We start from the raw sequence: 22,371 nt of genomic DNA, 5'->3' as shown, positions 1-22,371 counted from the left end.
TCCTTATAAGATTTTGGATAAGGAGCATGAATGACTGTTATACGCTGAGTAAAACAGTCATTCGACTGCCTCTTACCCAGACAAAGAATTGGTTAAGAGGTTAGCCATCTGGTTGATTTATCTCTTGAATAAGTCAACCAGACCAACGTTCCCTCGTTCGGTTACCATTTCTTTTTTCCGTTTAAGATTCAATTATTTTACGTCGTAAATTTGTTCTAATTTTTCTTGTAAAGCAGCTTGAATCTTAGGAGCGTAAACATCAAATTCTTCTTTATCGTTCATGTATGGAGTCATTACAGCAGCACGTAACACAGTTACTTTACCTGCACGGTTCCATTCTTCGTCACTAAATCCTAAGCTGTTTACAAATTTTAATGGGCTGTTGCCATAATCTGGAATAGCAAAGTCAGTATGTGAAGTAATGAATTCGTTGTTGTAAATATTTCCTTTAACGTATGATGCATAGTCATATACATCATGGTTTAATTTGTTCATTGCTACTAAATCATCGTTGCCTTTTTCTTTAAACACATAGTCAACCATGTTGAAGTCTGGATGAGTTAATGTGTGGACTTCGATTTCTTTGTCGCCAACTTTGAATGTTAAATCATTCAAGAAGTTATAGAAATGATGTGATCCTTCAATTGAAGCACCAATTAATTTACCATAACCTGCAACGTTTAAAGGTAAAACGTGATGTGCAGCCCATACAGAAGCAGCTGTTGCACCAGCTTTTGAACCTTCAAGGATATAAGCACCTAGTAACGCAGGAATATCGGCACCTTTTTCAAATACGTAAGTTGCGAAGTAAGAAATAACGTCGCGCATACGGATATCTTGGATAACGATACCACCAGCTGAATAAGGGATATAACCCATTTTATGAGGGTCAATTGTTACTGATTCTGCTAATTCGATTGCTTTATATGCATCATACACTTCTCTTGAAATGTGTTCTTTTTTCTCTTTGAAGACACCGTATTCTTCGTGAACATCTTGTAAATCTTCGTAAGGGATGAAGTTGTTGTCTTCGTCTAAGAAGATGGCACGTCCATAACCACCATAAGCAGCATCAACGTGTACATAATAGTAAATACCGTCTTTCATTAATTCATCGCGTAAAGCAATAATTTTATCGATTGAGTCAACGGCACCTTCTTCAGTAGAACCAACTACACCGACAACACCTAGCACTGGAATTTGTTCTTCTGCTAAGCCACGAACGATTTTTTCTAATTCGTTGATATCCATACGGTAGTTATGGTCAACTGGTACTGGGATAACTTGATCTAAACCGATACCGATAATATCAGCAGCTTTTAACCAAGAATAGTGTTTAGTTTGTGGAACTAACCATTTACCGATTGCTTGTAAATGTTTACCTGAACGAGCTGAATGAGCTTTGATTTCATCAATTTCATCTTCAGCTGATTCTAATAAGTCCATAATTTCTTTTGTTGGCATGTTCAATAGTTCCCAATCTGATTTGCCAGCAACTAATTCTGGTTTTACTTCTTTCATAGCAAATGGTAATGATTTAATGTTACGGGCATACCATAAGCCTTCTAAGTTAGCTAAAGAACCATCAGCAACGATGTGTCCCCAACCATTTTTGTAGCTCATTAAGTGAGCAAATTCATGTCCTACTTCTTCTTCCATTTGAGAAGTTGCTGGAGATGATTCATAGGCAACGTTGTTCCCGTTCCATAGCATTGCAAAGTTGTAAGCTAATAGAGAAGGCATTAATGTTTCTGAGTTCATATGTCCCCAATATCTACCTGCTGTATGCCATGGAACTGAATGTGTACGCATGCGAGAAGAGATTTCATTCAATACATCTTTCATATGGTTGACAGTTTTTTCGTAGCTTTCAGATGTGCGTTCTTGAGAAGAGATAACTGGCATGTCTTGTGGCATGTAGTTTTGACGCCATCCTAAATGTTCATCTACTAAGTCGATCAACAAGTCTTTATATAATTGTCCGTTTTCGGCTTTGTCCCCAATGAATAGTGCATTAAGGTTCATTTCGCCTTTTGCTAATTTTTCGTTTTTCATACGAAAATTCCTCCTTACAAATTTTAATGAATTAGATTTTGCATTCACAACTTACACCCAAACGGCTAAAGTGTAAAGAAGAAAAATAACAATGGTTATCATAGCTCTTTAATTTTATAATTTTTTCACAAGGTGTCTTGTCAGAACCATTATATAAAAAAATAAGAGTGGGATTGTGTGTACAATCCCACTCTTATTAGGTGTATTAACGGTTTCACCACTACCTGTAAGGAGAAATAGAATTTTAACTTTGATCAAATAATCACACGTCTTCTCTTCGTGAAATTATTATCAATTTCTAATCCATTACTTTTGCTAAAAAGTAATTTTTCTTCCCTTTCCGTACAACAACGAATTTTCCATCGAAATGTTGTGTTGGATCGACTGCAAAATCTAAATCGGTAACTCGGTCACCGTTAATACTTATAGCTCCTCCGCTCACATCTTCGCGAGCTTGACGTTTTGATGGTTCGATTTCTGTGTCAACTAACCAATCTACGATGTTTTTAGCATCTTTGGTAATTTCAACAGTTGGCACATGTTCTAACCCTTGCTCGATTTCCTCAATCGTTAAGTCTTTAATGTTGCCTGAGAAAAGAGCTTCTGAAATTTTTTGCGCTTCTTCTAAAGCTGCATCATCGTGAACAAATCGTGTCACTTCTTCAGCTAAGCGTCTTTGTGCTTCACGTTTACCTGGTTCTTTTTCAACTTTTTCAGCTAACGCATCGATTTCTTCTTTATCTAAGAAAGTAAAGAATTTCAAGTATTTGATGACATCACGATCATCTTGGTTTAACCAGAATTGGTAGAATTCAAATGGTGAGGTTTTCTTAGGATCTAACCAGATAGCGCCACCCGCTGTTTTCCCAAATTTTGTACCATCTGCTTTTAGCATTAAAGGAATAGTTAACCCGAATACTTTGGCTTCTGGTCCTTCTTTTTTACGAATCAAATCTAATCCTGCAGTGATATTGCCCCATTGGTCAGCGCCACCAATTTGCAATTGAATATTATGTTTTTTATGCAATGTGTAAAAGTCAATTGATTGAAGAATTTGGTATGTGAATTCTGTAAAGGAAATGCCACTTTCTAAACGACTAGCGACAATGTCTTTTGCCAACATCGTGTTGACATTAAAGTTTTTCCCGTAATCTCTTAAAAAATCTAATAAAGATAGTTCTGATAACCAATCGTAGTTGTTCACCATTGTTACCTCAGCATCTTTACCAAATAATTTTTTCATTTGGTTTGAAAGACTGTCCACATTATGTTGCACAGCTTCCATCGTTTGTAAAACACGTTCAGTTGTTCGTCCACTTGGGTCACCAATAGTTCCAGTTCCGCCACCAATTAAAATGTATGGGTGATGACCTGCTAATTGGAATCGTTTCATCATCATAAAAGGAATTAAATGTCCAATATGCATGCTATCTCCAGTTGGATCGACACCGCAATATAGCGAAATGCTCGTATTTTCTGTAAGTTCTCTTAGTCCTTCTTCGTTTGTTTGTTGATTAATTGCATCACGCCATGCTAGCTCGTCAATGATATTCATGTTATCACCCTCCATATTTATAATTATCTCTTTATAGGAAATCGTTCATTTAACGAAACAAACGATTAACACACTTGTTTTTACACGATATCCCGTGTTTATTTCTATGTATACACGGGTTCACGAAATTTTCTTTGGTCTGCCACGTATTCAAAAAAAGAATACAAAAAATCCCTAAGCCGTCGAAACGACTTAGGGACGAATTTCTCGTGGTACCACCCAAATTTATACATAGTTTAGTTTATTTAAAATACTATATACCTCTTAACAAATAACGCTGTTACCCGTGCCCTGTAGGCAGAAGCTCAAGAATGTAATTCGATAAATAACGTGTACTAGTTTCCAGCGCCACTAGCTTTCTGTAACAGTGGTTATTTCTCTACTGCTTTTCTGTCATTGCTTTGTATTTAACTTGTACATGTAGCATATTCCTTTTCGTTTTTTTTGTCAACACTCTTTGCTTAATTTTTTTTACTTTTATAAAAGATGTCCCTTTTTCACAAAAATAAAATAACAAATTCAAAATAATATTTATTTGTTTTAACAGCAAATACAGATAAAAAAATAACGAAAAAATTTAAAAAATATTCTTTAAAATTTTTTTGACTTTTTTTGTGATTTTCTATACTTTTATAAAATTTCCGAAGAAAAATGACGAACTTCTGATCCGAAGTTCGTCATTTTGTGAAAAACAGTTTTAAAGAATTGGTGAAAATAATCGTGAAATTTGTTGTTTAAAAATCAACCATTTTGACATGTCGCGAACAACTTCTGGAGTCATTGTTGTACATTTTTTTCGATCTTCTAAGAAAATTGCTTCTAATTGATCAATGATTTTTTTATCATATAACACAGCATTTGCTTCAAAGTTTAATTTGTAACTTCGGATATCTTGATTGGCTGAACCAACTGTGCAGACTTCATCATCCATAATCATTGTTTTCGCATGTAAGAAACCACCGTTATAAATTAAAATTTCAATATTTTCTTTCATCAATAAGCGGCCGTAATACTGTGTTGCTCGATAAATAAACGGATGGTCGGGCTTATCTGGAATCATAATTTTAACATCTACTCCTGAAGCCGCAGCAACCTTTAAAGCAGCCAAGACACTATCATCAGGAACTAAATACGGCGTTTGAATCCAGACTCTTTTCTTGGCAGAAGTAATCAATTTAATAAAGGCCAATTTAATTTGTTCACGGTCACTGTTAGGACCACTGGCAATCATCTGAATGGATGTATTTGCCTCTGGCACCAATGCTTCAAGTTTAAAGAAATAATCCAATTGATACGCCACACGATTTTTCTCGGGGGAAGAGACGTTCCAATCCATTAAAAAACGCATTTGCAGTAATGAGGCTGCTGGCCCTTGAATCCGTAAATGCGTATCCCGCCAATAGCCAAACTTTTTAGTCGTTCCGGCATATTGATCGGCAATATTAAAGCCGCCAATGTAGCCTACTTTTCCGTCAATAACAACAATTTTCCGGTGATCATGATAATTCAAACGAAACTTCAAAAGTGCTTTTTGAGAAGTAATAAATGTTTGGACAAAACCGCCGTTTTTTTTCAATTCATTCAAATGATGAACCTTGGTGCCCTTTGAGCCAAAGGCATCGTAAAGCAACCGCACTTCAACCCCTTCAGCCGCCTTTTCTTCTAATAAGTTCAAAATTTTGGTGCCGATATGATCCGTTACAAAGGCATAATATTCAATATGAATGGAGTGCTGAGCTTTTTTTATGTCCGCCATCAACGCATTGAATTTTTCCGTACCATCCGTAAAAATTTCAACATCATTTTTCTTAGTCAGAGGCATCCTATTTAACGAGGAAAAAAAGTCTGTAAACTGTTGTTGCTCCTCCGTCGGCATCTTTTGACTATAAAGTTCAAAACTTTCTTCTTGGAAATTCTGAAAATTCTCTAATTCCCGCAAATCACTTTGTTGCAAATAAAATTTCTTTTTGTCGGTTAAACCGCGCCCAAAGAATAAATATAAGAAAAAACCAAAAACGGGTAGAGCAATCAGTACGAGTAGCCATGCCCAAATTGCTGCTACATCTCGAGGTTTTAACAAAATGGTAATTCCCGCAATAATTGCATTAATAAAATAAATAACTGTTAAGACGCTAAGAATCAATTGTCTTCCTCCTTTATTTGTTACGTTTTAGTATACCATCAATTACGGATTTGGAATATCTTTTCTTTAGCGACTTCTGTCTCAAAAAATAAAAAGAACCCCTCATTCTAGTATCAGTAACTAGAATGAGGGGTTCTTTTTGATGTTTGTTTGAAAGTCTTTTAACTTAATTTCGTGTAAATGGACCTTTAGGAGCAATCAATTCTAAATTTGTACCATCTGGATCGGTAAAGTAAGCAACCCCTGTACCAAAACCGCTCTTCAAGCCATCTTCTTCTTGGAATGTAATCGGCTCTCCATCAGGTTCTACGCCAATCGCTCTTAAACGTGCAACAGCTGCATCAATATCTTCCACTTCGAAACACATATGCATTGCACTAATTTGTTCGTTGGAATAAGAAGCTTTTTCTGATTTTGGTTTAACATATTCTAATAAATCAATATTGATGTTTTCTAGATGCACATTGGCATACTTGATTAATGTATCATCTAACCCTTGTGTTTGGGCCATCCGTTTTCCACCAATTTCATCACGATTTGCGATTTTTGTTCCTGTTAATGCTTCATAAAACTTTACTGATTCATCCAAATTACTGACTGTAATCCCCACGTGGTTGACTACTGAAAAACCTTTAACTGCTTCACTCATTGTATCTCCTCCTAGTTAATTTTTAGAAATCAAACGTGTCTGGATCTGGTCCCACACGTAACGATTCATTCAATTGGTTAATTTGTGCCATTTCTTCTGCACTTAGTTCAAAATCAAAGACCGCTGCATTGCTAATCATCCGTTCTTTGTGGACAGATTTCACGGCTAATAAGATATCTTGTTGAATATCCCAACGTAAAATCACTTGCGCTGCTGATTTATTATGGTTCTCAGCAATCGCCAAAATGGTTTCATTCGATAATAATTGGCCTTGCATCAATGGTGACCAAGCTTGAACTTTGATATCATGTTTTTCACAGAAATCACGCACTTCTTTTTGATCCAATTTTGGATGTAGTTCCACTTGGTTAATTACCGGAACAACTTTTGCATAAGAAAGTAAATCTTCTAAATGATGAACTTGGAAGTTGCTGACACCAATTGCTTTCACTTTTCCTTCAGCATATAAAGTTTCTAAAGCTTGCCATGATTCTTTGTAAGAATTATTTCCTGGCCAATGAATTAAATACAAATCTAAATAATCTAAACCTAAACGTTCCAAACTATCATTGAAAGCTTGAATTGTTTCATCATAGGAAATATGCGCGTTCCAAACTTTCGAGGTAACAAATAAGTCCTCACGGTTCAAACCAGTTACCGCTAAGCCTGCTTTAATTCCTGCTCCTGTGCCAGATTCATTGCCATAGATTTGCGCTGTATCGATTAAACGATAACCATTGATAATCCCTTCTTCGACCACTTTTGCTGTCTCTTCATCTGGTATTTGGAATACCCCGAGACCCATTCCTGGAATTTTAGTGCCGTTGTTTAATGTTACTGTATCTGCTAGTGATGTAATCATTTGATTCGCTCCTTTAACGTTTTCTGATATCATCATATACCGTGCCGTACATGCTGTATAGTACGTACTTTTTCGTTTCATAGGAACCAAAAAGTGCGCTTTTTGGTAAATTCGCTTTTTTAGCCTGAAAAATTTTTAACTTTTTTTATTACCTGAACTGCCAGAAACAAAATATACTAGTTTTTTATTAGTTTTTCAGGTATCAGCAATAAAGTTACTAACTGATTTTGGTAGCTTTCCCATTTTTTAGCTTCAATGAAGTTCCATTGATTAATTTTTCATATAGCTAAAATCTAGCCTTACTCCGAGGAACTTGCCATAGGCTTCTTTTAATGTCCAAAAAAAGAAGAATCTTTCAGTTTCGCTAACTAGGAAGCTATAATTGCTAAAAATGACTTTGTTTTTAAAAATAAAAAAAGAAGTTACTACATTAGTACAATTTAAAGTTGTAATTCTCTGAATATCTACTTCTAACAGATAATCTGAAATTACAATAATAAATTTGTTATAAGAATACAACACACTAAATTCTGTTTATTCCAACAAAATTTATTATTGAAGGCGTACATTTATAATACCCAGTTCAATTGCTTTAACAACTGAAGCAATTGCAGAATTTGTTTCTAACTTTTCATTGATGGAATAAACATAGTTACGAAGAGTTCGGTCAGTAATATTCATTTTGGAAGCTATTGCTGATTGTTTTACTCCTTGCGATAAAATTCTTAATACTTCTTTTTCTCGAGGAGTAATTAGGTTGTGCTTTAAATCATGTCTACTTGTTTGAGGAAATATTTTTTTGTCTTCATAGCTTATTTTTTTCAAATTCTCAATCAAAGAGTCAACCGCTATATGTTTGTCTAAAAAACCATTAGCTCCGATACCAATTGCTTTATCTCTATACTCTGCTAAATCAAATCCAGATAAAAAAACTAATTTTGTTTTTGTTTTTCTCAACACTTCTTCTCCCAATTCCAAGCCATTGAACATACCCATGTGAATATCCATCAAAATTATCGATGGTCGATATGTTTCAATCATTTCAAAAACCGTGATTGGATCTGAAATATATCTAAACTCTTTAACATCTGCATAGTTTTTTAAAGTCATCCCGAGACTTTTCCCAATCAATTTATGGTCATCAACTAGTAATATTTTCATATTGCTCTCCCTTCATACAAGGAATAGTGACCCAAACTTTCGTACCGCTGTTTGGACCTGGTAAAGACAACATCTTAAATGAACCATTCAGCCAATTAATGTCATTTTTTATCGAAAGTAGGCCGATGTGATCATTCGTCTGAATTAACGATTTTTCAAACTCTAAAATATTGCCAACCCCTACTCCATCGTCTTCTACTATCAACTGAATCTCAGCGTTGTCTATTTCAACTGTTACTTTTCCTATTTCAGCATCTGCGTGTTTTCCAATATTTTCATTTAACTCTTTCACGATCCGATATAGTGGAGCAATAACATGCTGTGGTATTATTTCCTCAATACTATAATCCAATATAAACTCTGTCTTCGGATATTTTTTGTTAAAATCATCAATTAATATTTGTAAGTTTTCTTTAAAAGTAAGATGGTAAAGCGTTGATGGATACGTGTTAAAGATTTCAGAACGTATGGAACTAACTAATTTTGAAAACTCCTCATTAATTAAATCCGTAACCATGACATCTCCTGACAAATTTGATATTAAAGTATGGAGTCCAATAACAGACTGGAGTATGTTATCGTGAAGATAATTAGCGTAATTTTTCTTCTCAATCTCCATACTATTAAACAGCTTGATTCTTAACAATTGACAGACCTCTATTGGATCTTTCACATAACTTTTGCTATTTAAGTGAAGTAATCTTACGGTAATTATCAAGGTTCCATGTTGTTCTACAGTTTTATGTATAGATTTCAAATCAATATCATTGTCATTGTTTTCAAAGAAAATCCAAACTGTATATCCAGAGATTATTATGGGTATACAGGTATATTCTTTTTTTCGAAACTTAATTTTTTGTTTTTGTTTTTTTAGTGAATGAATCTCTTTTTTTAGTGAATTAAAAACTGTTTCGCCTTTTTGACATAGTAAATAACACCCTTCTTTTGATTCAACAAATACAGCTAGTCTTTGGCTCGCAGTTAATTCTTCTAATTTGTCGAGCAATAATTCAGATACATTATTGAGAAATCGCGAGTATGTAACTTGATCTAGTACTTCTAACTTTTCGTTATTTAAATTCCTAAAATTATTTTTTAATTGTTTTACTTTATTTGAACGTATTGCATTTATTGATAGATGAGTCAAATAACATACTAGGGTAAAAAGAATAGTCAAAATGAAACTTTTCCAGAGAACAATACCAATTACTTCTAGAATTAAGAAGAAAAATGCACTATATACTAAGATACAAAACGCTAACAGAAATTTTTCAGATAATATAATCTCTCTTTCCTTAACGAGAATATAAACTACACCAGTTGGTAAAATAGTAACTAGTATGGTAATTTTATCCCAGTTATAAAAAGATAACTCTGGGGAAAGCAGGCATATAAAATAAAATAAGATAAGTAGTACAAAAGAGAGTAGTAATGAAGTAATCAAAACTTTATATTTTAGTGCACTAAAAAAAAATTTCTTTTCTTTAATAATTGTTAAATAATTGACAGTAATTGACGAAATCATTAACAAGATCAAAGTAGGTCCTACATAAAAATCAAGTAACAGAGCCAAATAGCTGTATAGTGAAACACAACATAGAAGAATACGATTTTTATTAAGTTTTTTCTTATCATCTATATGTATAAAGGAATACAAAAACAGATAAAGGGTTAATGGATGGCAACATAAAAGAAATAGTCCTACTAGCTTTAGAACCCATATATCCGAGTAAACCAATAACACTGTCCAACCCAAATAGAAAGTTAATGAAAAAAAAGATAATGAATATAGTTTTTGGGGGAGCTTTATATAGACAAAACTTCCTAAAAAAATGATATATATACTGCATAGTAAACTTAGGAAGCTCATTTCTTTTTCCATAAATGCTGAGTAAATAACAATATATGATATGGTAACCAACCATTTCAAACCAATTCCAACTTTCTTTCGCTTATCCACCAAGTACTTTCTCCTCGTAATATATATTTTGAGAGAATGCTTATCCCTTCATTCTATCTTATGAACTATCCCCCAATTTTTTTAATAAAAATAACGGTTTTTACTTAGATACTGTGTAACATTCCTGAATAACAAGTCTTAGAAAAAACTTACGAGAAGATGTTAGCTCTCCTTGCAGCTAGTCTGTAATATAAAATTTGCCTAGATCATTGGTATAGCCTCCAACAAATTAGCTGAGTCCACCTCTAGTAGAGATTAGGCGGCTAGCCTAATGAGAGAAACTCAATGAATTCGAGCAAAGCTGTCGTTAAGCAACGAAATTTCGAGGTATCTTACAGTACCTATGCACATTCCGAGTAAATAATGATAAGAGCCCTTCACAAGGGACTTTTTTTGGTTTAGATGTTAGGTTCCGAGAAATTAGATATTCACTTTATGACAGACAATCCAACGTTGTCTGAGCTAAAAGAAGTGTCATTTTAAAATAATCAAATTGGCGCAATTCAAATAAAGAAGTTGATTCTTTAACCGTTTTTCCGATAAAACCAAGTTAGCGAAATATGCTGATTTTTATTAACGACTAAATCAATTAAGTAACTCTGAATACGGAAACACACCTATAGTCAAACAAAGTACTCGTTATCTCCACCATTAATTAGTTAAGTCTAACCAAGTCCATGGAGAGATTTGATCCTAAACGCAATATGTATTGTAAGAAAAACTACAAGAAAATAATCGGATATAACATATTTTTTAAGTACTTAGCATATTGACCAATCTTCTACACCAAAAAACGCTTACATCAAATTATAATAACATTCTCTACTTCAACTAAGATAATTATTCTTACTTGAAGTAGAGATCAGACCGAACTTATTCAAAAATCATCACTCTAATATCTAAGTGATAAAAAGTAATGAAGATTAAAAAATGACCGGAATTTCACTAACATTCTGCGAGCTAAATCATAAAACAGGAATACATAGTACATTAAGTTCTACTATATTCTATTTCTAATTCATCTGAGCAATTCAATCTAAGTCTTATTTATACTATACATATTAACACACACTGCCGCTCATTACTAATTAATTTAATACTAATTAGTTGACAAATAATCTTTTTTAGTTTCATGTCTAAAGAATAGATAAAACTTTGACAAGACTATTCGTCTATTATTTTTCTATAACTTCATTTTTTTTATTTAAAAAGACAATATTAAAAGGGCCAAGAAGAACACTCCTAAGCCCTCGCAAAAATTCAAATTTCTAGCAACAAGTTACTGAACCTTTATTTGGTGTAATAACTTCTTCAATACTGTCCAAATCTTCGAAATCAAAATCATGTAAAAGCATTTTTTATCCCTACTTCCTTCTTTTTTTGATATCTCATAAAAAATTAAAATATCCTAAGTTATGATTTGTCCTTCTTCCAATTTAAAAACTTGATCACAGAATCGCTCTACAGATTCATCATGTGTTACAATAATGAAAACCTTGTTTTCCATAAATGGAAGCGTTCGAATCAGTTTCAAGAATGCATCTGTATTTTTTTTATCTAAATTACCTGTAGGTTCATCAGCCAAAATAATTTTAGGTTCCATTAGTAAACAACGGGCAATTGCCGTACGTTGCTGCTCACCACCAGAAATTTCATTTATATATTTTTCTTCAATCTTCTTAATTCCTAACCAATTGACTAGCTGTTCATAATTATCTGAATGATTTTCAATCTTTTCACCTTTTAAACGAAGCGAGAAAAGAATGTTTTCTTTTACATTTAGAAAGGGAATCAAATTAAAATCTTGGAAAATGAATCCAATATCATTAGTACGTAATTCAGCTAATTGATTACTATTAAATTCTGTGATGTTCTTATCCCCTATTTTCACTTCCCCTTTAGTGGGATGAATTAACCCACCAATAATGTTCAGCAAAGTAGATTTACCTGAGCCAGACGGTCCCACTAAAGCATAAATATTACCTTTCTCCAAAGTAATTGTTATACCATTTAGAACTTGCTGAGAGTGTCCATTTATTCCGTATTCCTTTTCGACAGACTTTAGTTCAATCATATTTTCACCTTCCTATTCAGATTCTTACTTCCTATTTTTTTCTTTTAAAATAACTCTAGAAATTAAAATAATCCCCAAGACAAGTATCAAATAGATAACAACTAATATTGAACATACTTGCAAGTAAGGAATATTAATGACAGGTTCGAATACAATAACTTCTTCCATCATCTTAATCCCACCTTCAGCAAATGTAAGCCCGAAAAGCCAACCTAAAACAACACCTAAAATATAGATAATAGACATTTCTATTAACATACTGATTAGCAAAGCTTTTCTTTTCATCCCCATAATTAACAATCCTTTGTATATTCTTTGTCTAGAACTAATTGAAAGAATAAACATATTTAATATGATTGCTCCACTGAAAAAGATCAGCGCATAAATAAATGCTTCAATCATTTCAGTTTGTTTAATTGCTTGATTTTTGTATTTATCTTTTAGATCACCAATATTCATTAAGTTATAATTTTCAATAGATAAATACTTTGTGAATTCTTTTATTTCTTCATCACTCAGCCGATTCAAATAGATTGTGTTGTAAATTCCTTTAACATCCTTTCCAAATAAATACTCTGTTAAAGCAGATTTGGATGTAAACACTTGTTGTAGATCCAACGGCTGATAAAAATCTTTCGGACTAATTTTTATAGATTTGTCTTTATCAAAGGAATAATCTATGACTTGATTACGTTTGATCTTTGATTTTTCAGCTAACTGTGACGGAAATAATACATTCAAACTATCATTATTTAAATCAAAATCTTTAATATTAAACTCTTTTTCCATTTCTAACACTTGAATATTTTTGAAGTTAGAAGAAACGCCTGTCAAAATCAAAGTGTTTTCATTATTTTCTTTTTCAATCTCCATACTTAAAGCAATCTCAAAAGTTGCATGTGGATATAAGTTCTGCAAATAAGCCTTAACTTTTTCTTCTTTGACCTCAGATAATTCATTCATCACAAGTATATGTTCAAATCTATAGGTCTCATCTACCTTTTGTACAACAGCTTCCTTGACAGAATGAAAAAAGGTTAACATTCCTACTAGAAGCATAACTGAAAAGGCCAATGTAGATATTAATGAGCTGATTCTTTTAATATTCCAGCAATTTTCTTCCACAGCAACGAACAAAGAAAGTCGGTTAAAACGGAGCGACAAAAAACGAAGAGACGCCAAGGTCCCTGCTATTAACGGATCAAAAATCAAGATTAAACCTGTAAATAGTAAAATTATTTTCATAGTTGTGTATCCACTAACAATTGAAACAATCAAAAGGATAATACCTAAAGCTAACTTAATTCTAAATAAAAATTTTTCTTTAATAGTAGATTGAAACTTAAACGTGCTGCCTTCTTTCTGTTTACTTTCTACTTCGATATTCATACTTTTTAGATTTTTTGAACCGCACCATATAAAAAATAAAATTGCAGAAACAATAACTAGTAGATAAATATAAATTGGAATATGTTCGACCTTCATGTCTTGATAATTAGACAAAAATACTCTTGAAAACACTATGCCTGTGAAAAGTCCAATAACGGCTGTAACAGAACTTAGCAGAAAGCTTTCAATACTTAAAATCTGCTGAATTTTTTTGTATTTCATACCTAACTTATATAGCAGTTGGAATTCTTTCTTTCTCCCTTGAATAACAATCGAGTATGTATTATAAATAATAAATAAAGAAAAACCTACAAGAACTCCCGTCCCTAATTGTAAAAATAATTTCATATTTTTAAAGTCTTTTTTTAATAAATAGTCTGCTAACTCATTTTCAATTCTGTAGTTTATTGTATAAATAACTCCTAAAGAAAATGTCAATAGCAGCATTGTTACAAAAAATATCAATATGATGAAAAGAAACTTACTACTATTTTTTTTTAAATTTTCTCGAATATATATCCACATATTTCTCACATCCTTCATAATGTCTTCAAAAAGATTTTAATGCTTTCTTAAAAGAAAGAAGTACTTGTATTAGACTTATAAATGCCATTACATAGACGAAAATGCTTAGTACTGTTGAACTAAATCCAAATACGTTTAGATAATTCAATGTTATACGTATAATAGAAAAAATCCCTGCAATACCAATAACATATGAAAGAATAAAATAAAGAAACAATCCAATCATTTTTTTGTTTTGAAATTTTTTTAAAATTGAGGTCTCTTTTTTTATTACTCCTGCAAGAAGCAACAATAACTGCCATCTTGTCCCTTCACTACCATATATGATTGTAAAAATATGGTATCCATCACTCGTTGATAGCGGTAATAAACTACTAAAAAGATACCCTATATTAAGAAGAGCTATATAACCAAACCACCAATTATTTGTAATGATAAATAAGCATAATGAGAAAAACATCAGTATACAGTAGTCACATTTAAAGTTGAAAAATTTATCTGGCTTATGTAAGAATCCATTAGTTGAACTGGAAATTTAATAATAATTGGAAATCCAATTAACATTACAGCTATCAACAATAAATTTAAATAATATATGCCTTTAGTCACTCTCTCAATTCTTTTTTGAATAGCAAATAAAGGAATTTCAAATAGTTTCCGACTATTCAACTCAAACACGATATTACTTTGACTATTTGTATTTGGGTATGTACACAAATTATGCTTACTTAATATGGTTCTCATTTTTTCGTAGCTAATCGTACTATTTTCATGTAAAAATTCTTTTACTTCTTCAATTTTTTCTTTCTTAAGCAAAGCAATATGTACAATCGAAATTACATATTCTAGCAGACATAAATGTCAACACAACAGTCCCTCTACCTGGAACTTTATCTACAGCTACATCCGAACTATTTTCCTTTTTAAATTTCTCTTGATCACTATTTATTAAATACACCTGATTCTGCATGCTTTTCCTCCTTATATATTACTACTCGCTTCATAAAATCATTTTAAATTTACAAATAATGAAATACCATGTATATAGTTTAAAGGAACAGGAATGTAAATTAAATAAGTAAAAGCGGAAAATTGTTATGACTCCATAGACAAATTTTTAGTAATGTTTACACTTTAAATGTTATAAAATAAAATAACAGGTAATATGAAATGCCTACAACTTTTTTAAATTATTTTGTCTAGAGATACACCTGTTCATAAAATAGCAAGGAGAAAACAAAGCGTTGCTTAACTCACACATTCTTTCACTAAAGTTGGAGTCCAACCCAGTTTCCAAAAAGCTTATTATTCCCTATCGCTTTTCTTAGCGAGCGTGAACAACATATTTGTAATAGTTATCGTAATCTCAACAGAAAAACGACCTATCAAATAGGTAGATATGCAACAAAAACTGTTATTTCTCTCAGTCTATTATTTAATATCAACCATTCAGCATGCAGGGATTCTCGCTGCTTCATACAAAAAATACAACAATCGTACCTGAACCACCTGCATAGCCGGTGGTTTTCAATACATACAAAAAAATCCAGAGGATTTTCTCCTCTGGACTCGACAGGATTCTACAATTTCTCTTTACCAACATTATTTGACAAAGCGCAAAAAAAGAGAACGCGTACTCCGTCTTCGAAACGTCCTAAGACGCCGACAGAATACCGTTCTCGTGGGTTTGGCACCCAATGGGGGCATAGGGATTCGAACCCTAGACCCTCTGATTAAGAGTCAGATGCTCTAACCAACTGAGCTATGCCCCCGTTGTATAAAATGGCTTTTCAGCTACCTCAATATTGTAGCACTCCGCTATTATTTATACAAGAGGGAATTTTTTTCAGTTGTTATTCTTGTGAAGCTTGTTCTTTTTTTACAGGACAAGCTGTTTGACAATCTTCACAACTTTCCCCTTTTTTGATTCGTCGATAGGTGATGATTCCTGCTGTTCCAAAAATTAAAATGGATAAAATAATTGTTGCCATCCGTTATTACCCTCTTTCTAAAGAAGTGATTGCTTGGACACTTTCTTTGCCTGGCTTTGGTTTTCTTATAAGGAAATAAAATCCAGCTAAAACAACACCCATCGCTAAAAAAGTCCCCAGAGTTAGTGTGCCTTTTTCGACTAACACATGGCCCAATTGATAAATCACAAAACTAACCATATAAGCCAAACCGCATTGATAACCAATGGCTCCTAATGTCCATTTGAGGTCTCCCATTTCACGGCGAATTGCGCCAATTGCAGCAAAACAAGGTGCACATAATAAGTTAAAAGTTAAGAACGAATAGGCCGCGACTGGTGTAAAGGTGTGTTGCAGTGCGCCCCAGACTTCTACCCCGTTTTCAGAAACATCTTTCACATTGCCAAATAAAATGCCTAAGGTACCAATAATATTTTCTTTCGCTATCAATCCTGTAATTGTAGCAACTGCCCCTTGCCAATTCCCCCAACCTAATGGGATAAATAGCACCGCCAACCCTTTACCTAGAAATGCTAGAATACTTTGACTTTCTGGAACGGGTTGAAACGTCACAGAATAATGGGACATGAACCAAATGAGAATACTGGAAACAAAAATAATCGTGCCTGCTTTTTTTACAAATGAGCGACATCGTTCATAGGCATGTCGAACCACACTTCTAAGCTGTGGCAAATGATAGGCGGGAAGTTCCATAATGAATGGTGCTGGATCTCCCGAAAAATGCTTGGTCTTTTTTAAAGCAATCCCTGACAACACAATGGAAGCAACCCCTAAGAAATAAGCAGAGGGCGAGACCCAACTTTGGTTAGGAAAAAATGCACCTGCAATCAGAGCGATAATTGGCAACTTCGCCGAACATGGCATAAAAGTCGTGACCATAATAGTCATTCGCCGATCGCGTTCGTTTTCAATCGTTCGACTAGCCATCACGCCTGGGACCCCACAACCTGTCGCAATTAACATTGGAATAAACGACTTACCAGATAGGCCGAATTTCCGAAACAAGCGATCCATGACAAAGGCAATCCGTGCCATATAGCCACAATCTTCTAAAAAACCTAAACATAAAAACAGGACGGCCAGTTGTGGTAAAAAGCCTAACACAGCCCCAACCCCTGCAATGATCCCATCTAAAATTAAACTTTGCATCCATGGCGCTACTTGCCATTGCGCCAACCAATTTCCTACAAATTGAGGAACCCATTCCCCGAAAAAGACATCGTTTAACCAGTCTGTCCCCATTGTACCAACCGTTTGAATAGACAAGTAATAGACCAACCACATCACAAACGCAAAGATTGGCAACGCCAACCACCGATTGGTTACCACTCGGTCAATCTTATCACTGTGAGTAAATGTCATTTCTGTTTTTTTCGTCGCACATAAAGCAATTAATCGAGCAATAAAGGCATAGCGTTCATTGATGATAATCGCTTCACTTTCATCTTGAAAGATTTTTTCAGTAATTTGAATGACTTCTTCAATTTCTTTTTCTTGAAAAGAACTCAATAATAATTGCTCTTTGGTTCGAACATCTCGTTCAAAAAGTTTTAAACTATACCAACGCTGTTGCGTTTCAGGAACAGTATTCCCTAAAATATCAACAATTTCAGCAAGTGCTGCTTCTAAGCGATTATCATAAGAAGGATAAATAACCTCTGTCTCTATGGCATTCGCTCGCTGCTTACTTTGTTTTAAAGCATGATCCAACCCACGATTCTTCAAAGCACTAATCTCAACGACAGGCACGCCTAAGCCATAACTTAACTTTTCACTATTCAATGTTTGGCCGTTTTTTTCCAACAAATCCATCATATTTAACGCACAAACAACCGGTAATCCGGTTTCAATTAATTGTGTTGTTAAATAAAGATTCCGTTCCAAATTGGTCACATCGAGAATATTCAAAATCACTGAAGGTTGGTCCTCCAAAAGATAATCTCGTGCCACAATTTCTTCAGGCGTATAAGGAGAAAGAGAGTAAATCCCTGGCAAATCTTGAATAATGAGTGTCTTATCTTTCTTTGCCACCCCCTCTTTGCGTTCCACAGTCACCCCTGGCCAGTTTCCAACATATTGGTTGGCTCCTGTTAACATATTGAACGTTGTCGTTTTACCGCTATTAGGGTTGCCGGCTAGTGCAATTTGCTGAGTCATTCGCTTTCCTCCTTTTCAACCAAGATTAGTTCCGCTTCACTTTTTCGTAACGTTAGTTCGTAGCCACGTACATTGATTTCAATTGGATCAGCTAAAGGAGCTACTTTGCGAATAAAAATTACTGTTCCTTTTGTTAAGCCCATGTCCATCAACCGACGTTTCACCGCTCCTTGTCCGTGGATCCCTACTATTGTAGCGCGTTCTCCAACTTTCAAGGTATCCAAGGAGACCCAAACTTTCTCATTCGCCGAGCGCTCCTCCACATGAATCGCTTGTAAAATCGTATCTGTCAGCGCAATTCGACTATTATGTAATAAAACAATACCATTTTGATTCTGATAATTGATAAGGACAACTGCTTGGCCTGCAACGACACCTAAATTGTTCAGATGTTTCTTTGTCTGAACATCTGCTTGGACGCTTTCGACTGTATAGACTTTCCCAACTTCTGCCTGCGCTAACGTAATCATTTACTTTCCTCCATGTGAAAAAGTTTCAAACGAAAATGAGAATCGTTCTCAATTAAAAGAATACGCTTGCTTACACGGAAAGTCAATGAATTTCTGGATGTATCTCCTGTTTTCTTCTATTTTCCTTCTATAATAGAGACACTTTTTTCAGGTTACCATTTTTGAAAAAAAGTCAGTTCTTGTTTTTTATGTTACTAGCTACTATAAAATTCCACTCATTCAATAACAAATCCGCTTATTTTTTCTTCTTGTGCCTAACTCAAATGTCAACACAATATTTAGTGTTTTTTCACTAAATGTTCTCTTTCAAAATTTTAATTTTTTTGTTTGTCAAACACTGACCAATGTGTTTTTTCTCCCAAAAACGAGGATTCACGTGTTTTCATTTTTCTTTCAAAAACACAAAAACTAGTATTATGAGAAAAACGCACCACAATATATAGTGTTAAAGTGTTGACTTTTTTCTACATAGATTTATACTAGTCTATGTAGAAAAAAAGAGGAGGAACTTTCAATGAACGTAAAAATCTTTTCAAAAAATAACTGTATCCAATGTAAAATGGCGAAACGTTTCCTAAGTGAAAATAACATCGCTTTTGAAGAAATCAATATCGACGCACAACCAGATGCTATCGACTGGTTAAAAGAACAAGGGTTCCAAAGCGTACCGGTAATCACATCTGAAGCAACAACCGTTGTTGGTTTCCGTCCAGACCAATTAAAACAATTGGCTAGCTAAGATGAAACTTGTTTATTTTTCAGTCACCGGTCAAACAAGGCGCTTTATTAAAAAATTGGATTTGCCTGCTTATGAACTTGAGCCAGCGAATCCTTTTTTTGAAATAAATGAGCCTTTTATTCTTGTCATTCCTACCTATGATGCAGAAATTACAGAGGTAGTGAATGACTTTCTTGATTATAAAAGTAATCAAGAACTGTTAGTTGGTGTAGCTGGTGGGGGCAACCGTAATTTTGCTGAATTATTTGTCTATACCGCCAAAGATATTGCCCGCGATTACCACGTTCCGCTTCTATACTCCTTTGAGTTTAGCGGAACAGACGAAGACGTGGAGACCTTTAAGAAAGTAGTGGAAGAAATTGAGTCTAAAAGAAATTAAAGATGTCAGCTATTTCAAACTGAATAACGAGATTAACCGTCCTGTTGATGGTCAAATCCCTTTAAATAAAGATAAAGAAGCACTCGCAGCCTTCTTTAAAGAAAATGTAGAACCGAATACACGTAAATTCAGCTCTGCTGAAGAAAAAATCAACTTTTTAATGAAAGAAGATTTTATTGAAACTGAATTCATCGAAAAATATTCAATGGACTTTATTGAAAAATTATATGCTTTCTTAGATGAACAACATTTCCAATTCAAGTCTTTCATGGCGGCTTATAAATTTTATTCTCAATACGCTTTAAAGAACAACGCCGGAACAGAGTATTTAGAAACATATGAAGATCGGGTTGCCTTTAATGCCTTGTATTTTGCGGATGGCGATGAAGAGTTGGCTTTAACATTGGCGGATGAAATGATCCATCAACGGTATCAACCAGCCACACCTTCTTTCTTAAACGCTGGACGTAAACGTCGAGGCGAATTGGTTTCTTGTTTCTTAGTTCAAGTAACAGATGATATGAACAGCATTGGGCGTTCAATTAATTCTGCCCTTCAATTATCACGAATCGGCGGCGGCGTAGGAATTACTCTTTCCAACTTACGTGAAGCGGGCGCACCAATCAAAGGTTATGATGGCGCAGCAAGTGGTGTTGTCCCTGTTATGAAATTATTTGAAGATAGCTTTAGCTACTCTAACCAATTAGGTCAACGTCAAGGTGCTGGTGTGGTTTATCTAAACGTCTTCCATCCAGATATTGAAATGTTCTTATCTGCTAAAAAAGAAAACGCTGATGAAAAAATCCGTGTAAAAACGTTGTCTCTTGGTGTTATTGTTCCAGATAAATTTTACGAATTAACACGTAACAACGAAGATATGTATTTATTTAGTCCTTATAGTGTGGAACGTGAATATGGTGTGCCTTATTCCTATGTAGATATCACCAAAGAATATGATAACCTAGTGGCCAATCCAAACATACGTAAACGTAAAATTAAAGCCCGTGACTTAGAAAATGAAATTTCTAAATTACAACAAGAATCTGGCTATCCTTATATCATCAATATTGATACAGCTAACAAAAACAATCCGATTGATGGCAAGATTATCATGAGTAACTTATGTTCTGAAATTCTTCAAGTTCAAACGCCTTCTGTTATTAATGGGAAACAAGAATATGAAGTTTTAGGAACAGATATTAGTTGTAACTTAGGTTCAACTAACATTGTTAATTTAATGGAAAGTCCTGACTTTGGAAAATCTGTTCGCGCTATGACGCGTGCGTTAACTTTTGTAACAGATGCTTCTGAAATTGATGTCGTGCCAACTATCCAAAATGGAAATCGTTTAAGCCATACAATCGGGCTAGGCGCAATGGGCTTACACACCTTCTTCGCTAAAAATCATATGGAATACGGCTCTGAAGAATCATTAGACTTTACAGACATTTATTTCATGTTATTAAATTACTGGACTTTAATGGAAAGTAACCAAATTGCGAAAGAACGTAACCAAGTCTTCCACAATTTTGAAAAATCAGATTATGCTTCTGGTGCTTACTTCGATAAATATATTGAAGGCAACTTTACACCAAAATTTGATAAAGTGAAAGAAATCTTCAAAGACATTCAGATTCCAACAGCTGAAGATTGGGCTGCGTTACGCGATGCTGTGAAAAAAGATGGTCTTTATCATCAAAATCGTTTAGCCGTAGCGCCAAATGGTTCAATTTCATATATTAATGATACTAGTGCCAGCATTCATCCAATTACTCGCATGATTGAAGAACGTCAAGAGAAGAAAATTGGTAAGATTTACTATCCAGCGCCTTATTTAGCTAATGATACAATCCCTTACTATACTTCTGCTTACGACATGGATATGCGCAAAGTGATTGATGTCTACGCAACAGCGCAACAACACGTTGATCAAGGAATGAGTTTAACCTTGTTTATGCGTTCAGAAATCCCTGAAGGCTTGTATGAATGGAAAGAAACACCAAAACAAACAACCCGTGACTTGAACATTTTACGTCATTATGCGTTCAACAAAGGGATTAAATCAATTTACTATATTCGTACATTTACAGATGATGCTGAAGAAATTGGCAGCAATCAATGTGAGTCTTGCGTGATTTAATGAAAAGTACTTAAATAAGGCGTTCTGCTTGAGCGTCTTATTTTTTAGGAATGTTCTCTTTTTAAACAGGACATTTTCAGATATACTGAACAAAGAAGAACGGCTGCACGCTCCTATTTGGA

Annotated in this window: 16 protein-coding genes, 1 tRNA gene and 1 other annotated feature; of the genes, 3 read left to right on the top strand and 14 right to left on the bottom strand. The window is 34.1% G+C overall.

All coding sequences use genetic code 11. The annotated features are described in order from the left end of the window. Positions 1 to 192: 192 nt before the first annotated feature. The 14 genes from tdc to IGJ24_RS01835 all read right to left on the bottom strand — a co-directional run bounded on the left by tdc (position 193) and on the right by IGJ24_RS01835 (position 18,991). The gene (tdc, locus tag IGJ24_RS01900) at positions 193 to 2,055 is read right to left on the bottom strand and encodes a tyrosine decarboxylase (RefSeq protein ID WP_002355450.1); all 1,863 of its coding nucleotides are present in this window, start codon (positions 2,053 to 2,055) and stop codon (positions 193 to 195) included. Positions 2,056 to 2,353: 298 nt separating this feature from the next. Next, a complete protein-coding gene (gene tyrS / locus IGJ24_RS01895) occupies positions 2,354 to 3,610 on the bottom strand; it encodes a tyrosine--tRNA ligase (RefSeq protein WP_002355444.1) in 1,257 nt (418 codons plus the stop codon). A 191-nt stretch (positions 3,611 to 3,801) separates the two neighbouring features. Next, positions 3,802 to 4,016, bottom strand: a binding site (T-box leader). A gap of 291 nt (positions 4,017 to 4,307) precedes the next feature. Next, positions 4,308 to 5,753 (bottom strand): cardiolipin synthase, encoded by a 1,446-nt coding sequence (gene cls, locus IGJ24_RS01890; protein ID WP_289865502.1) that lies wholly within the window; start codon positions 5,751 to 5,753, stop codon positions 4,308 to 4,310. Positions 5,754 to 5,919: 166 nt separating this feature from the next. Next, positions 5,920 to 6,402 carry a VOC family protein gene (locus IGJ24_RS01885; RefSeq protein WP_002355441.1) on the bottom strand — a complete coding sequence of 161 codons (483 nt, stop codon included), beginning with the start codon at positions 6,400 to 6,402 and terminating at the stop codon, positions 5,920 to 5,922. Between the two features lie 22 nt (positions 6,403 to 6,424). Continuing rightward, entirely contained in the window at positions 6,425 to 7,300 is an 876-nt protein-coding gene (locus IGJ24_RS01880; protein ID WP_033921793.1) for an aldo/keto reductase, read from the bottom strand. Between the two features lie 516 nt (positions 7,301 to 7,816). Next, a complete protein-coding gene (locus IGJ24_RS01875) occupies positions 7,817 to 8,425 on the bottom strand; it encodes a response regulator transcription factor (protein WP_289865501.1) in 609 nt (202 codons plus the stop codon). Further along, positions 8,406 to 10,385, bottom strand: coding sequence for a sensor histidine kinase (locus IGJ24_RS01870; RefSeq protein WP_129193910.1), 1,980 nt, complete (start codon positions 10,383 to 10,385; stop codon positions 8,406 to 8,408). The genes IGJ24_RS01875 and IGJ24_RS01870 overlap by 20 nt, the downstream gene beginning before the upstream one ends. Positions 10,386 to 11,793: 1,408 nt before the next feature. Continuing rightward, positions 11,794 to 12,459: an ABC transporter ATP-binding protein gene (locus IGJ24_RS01865; protein WP_002361207.1), complete on the bottom strand. Its 666-nt coding sequence runs from the start codon at positions 12,457 to 12,459 to the stop codon at positions 11,794 to 11,796. A gap of 24 nt (positions 12,460 to 12,483) precedes the next feature. Further along, positions 12,484 to 14,391: an FtsX-like permease family protein gene (locus IGJ24_RS01860; RefSeq protein ID WP_438775346.1), complete on the bottom strand. Its 1,908-nt coding sequence runs from the start codon at positions 14,389 to 14,391 to the stop codon at positions 12,484 to 12,486. 790 nt (positions 14,392 to 15,181) lie between these two features. Further along, positions 15,182 to 15,343 (bottom strand): hypothetical protein, encoded by a 162-nt coding sequence (locus tag IGJ24_RS01855; protein WP_164980804.1) that lies wholly within the window; start codon positions 15,341 to 15,343, stop codon positions 15,182 to 15,184. Positions 15,344 to 16,071: 728 nt separating this feature from the next. Next, a tRNA-Lys gene (locus IGJ24_RS01850) sits at positions 16,072 to 16,145 on the bottom strand. Between the two features lie 81 nt (positions 16,146 to 16,226). Next, complete coding sequence (locus IGJ24_RS01845) at positions 16,227 to 16,364, bottom strand: hypothetical protein (protein ID WP_033591464.1); 138 nt, start codon at positions 16,362 to 16,364, stop codon at positions 16,227 to 16,229. A 6-nt stretch (positions 16,365 to 16,370) separates the two neighbouring features. Next, a complete protein-coding gene (gene feoB / locus IGJ24_RS01840) occupies positions 16,371 to 18,521 on the bottom strand; it encodes a ferrous iron transport protein B (RefSeq protein WP_002355363.1) in 2,151 nt (716 codons plus the stop codon). Next, complete coding sequence (locus IGJ24_RS01835; RefSeq protein ID WP_289865499.1) at positions 18,518 to 18,991, bottom strand: ferrous iron transport protein A; 474 nt, start codon at positions 18,989 to 18,991, stop codon at positions 18,518 to 18,520. Before IGJ24_RS01835 ends, feoB begins: the two co-directional genes overlap by 4 nt. A gap of 514 nt (positions 18,992 to 19,505) precedes the next feature. Here IGJ24_RS01835 and IGJ24_RS01830 point away from each other — a divergent pair. Genes IGJ24_RS01830 through nrdE form a run of 3 tightly spaced genes read left to right on the top strand, consistent with a single transcriptional unit; the run spans position 19,506 to position 22,249 of the window. Further along, positions 19,506 to 19,730: a redoxin NrdH gene (locus IGJ24_RS01830; protein ID WP_002355360.1), complete on the top strand. Its 225-nt coding sequence runs from the start codon at positions 19,506 to 19,508 to the stop codon at positions 19,728 to 19,730. Position 19,731: 1 nt separating this feature from the next. Continuing rightward, positions 19,732 to 20,109 (top strand): class Ib ribonucleoside-diphosphate reductase assembly flavoprotein NrdI, encoded by a 378-nt coding sequence (nrdI, locus tag IGJ24_RS01825; protein WP_002355359.1) that lies wholly within the window; start codon positions 19,732 to 19,734, stop codon positions 20,107 to 20,109. Continuing rightward, a complete protein-coding gene (gene nrdE / locus IGJ24_RS01820; protein WP_002355358.1) occupies positions 20,090 to 22,249 on the top strand; it encodes a class 1b ribonucleoside-diphosphate reductase subunit alpha in 2,160 nt (719 codons plus the stop codon). Before nrdI ends, nrdE begins: the two co-directional genes overlap by 20 nt. The last annotated feature ends 122 nt before the right edge of the window (positions 22,250 to 22,371 follow it).

It is taken from the genome of Enterococcus sp. DIV0546, from assembly GCF_051712785.1.
Classification (GTDB): domain Bacteria; phylum Bacillota; class Bacilli; order Lactobacillales; family Enterococcaceae; genus Enterococcus; species Enterococcus faecalis.
Note: the sequence above shows the minus strand (reverse complement) of the source record. Positions and strands in the feature narration are given on the sequence as shown.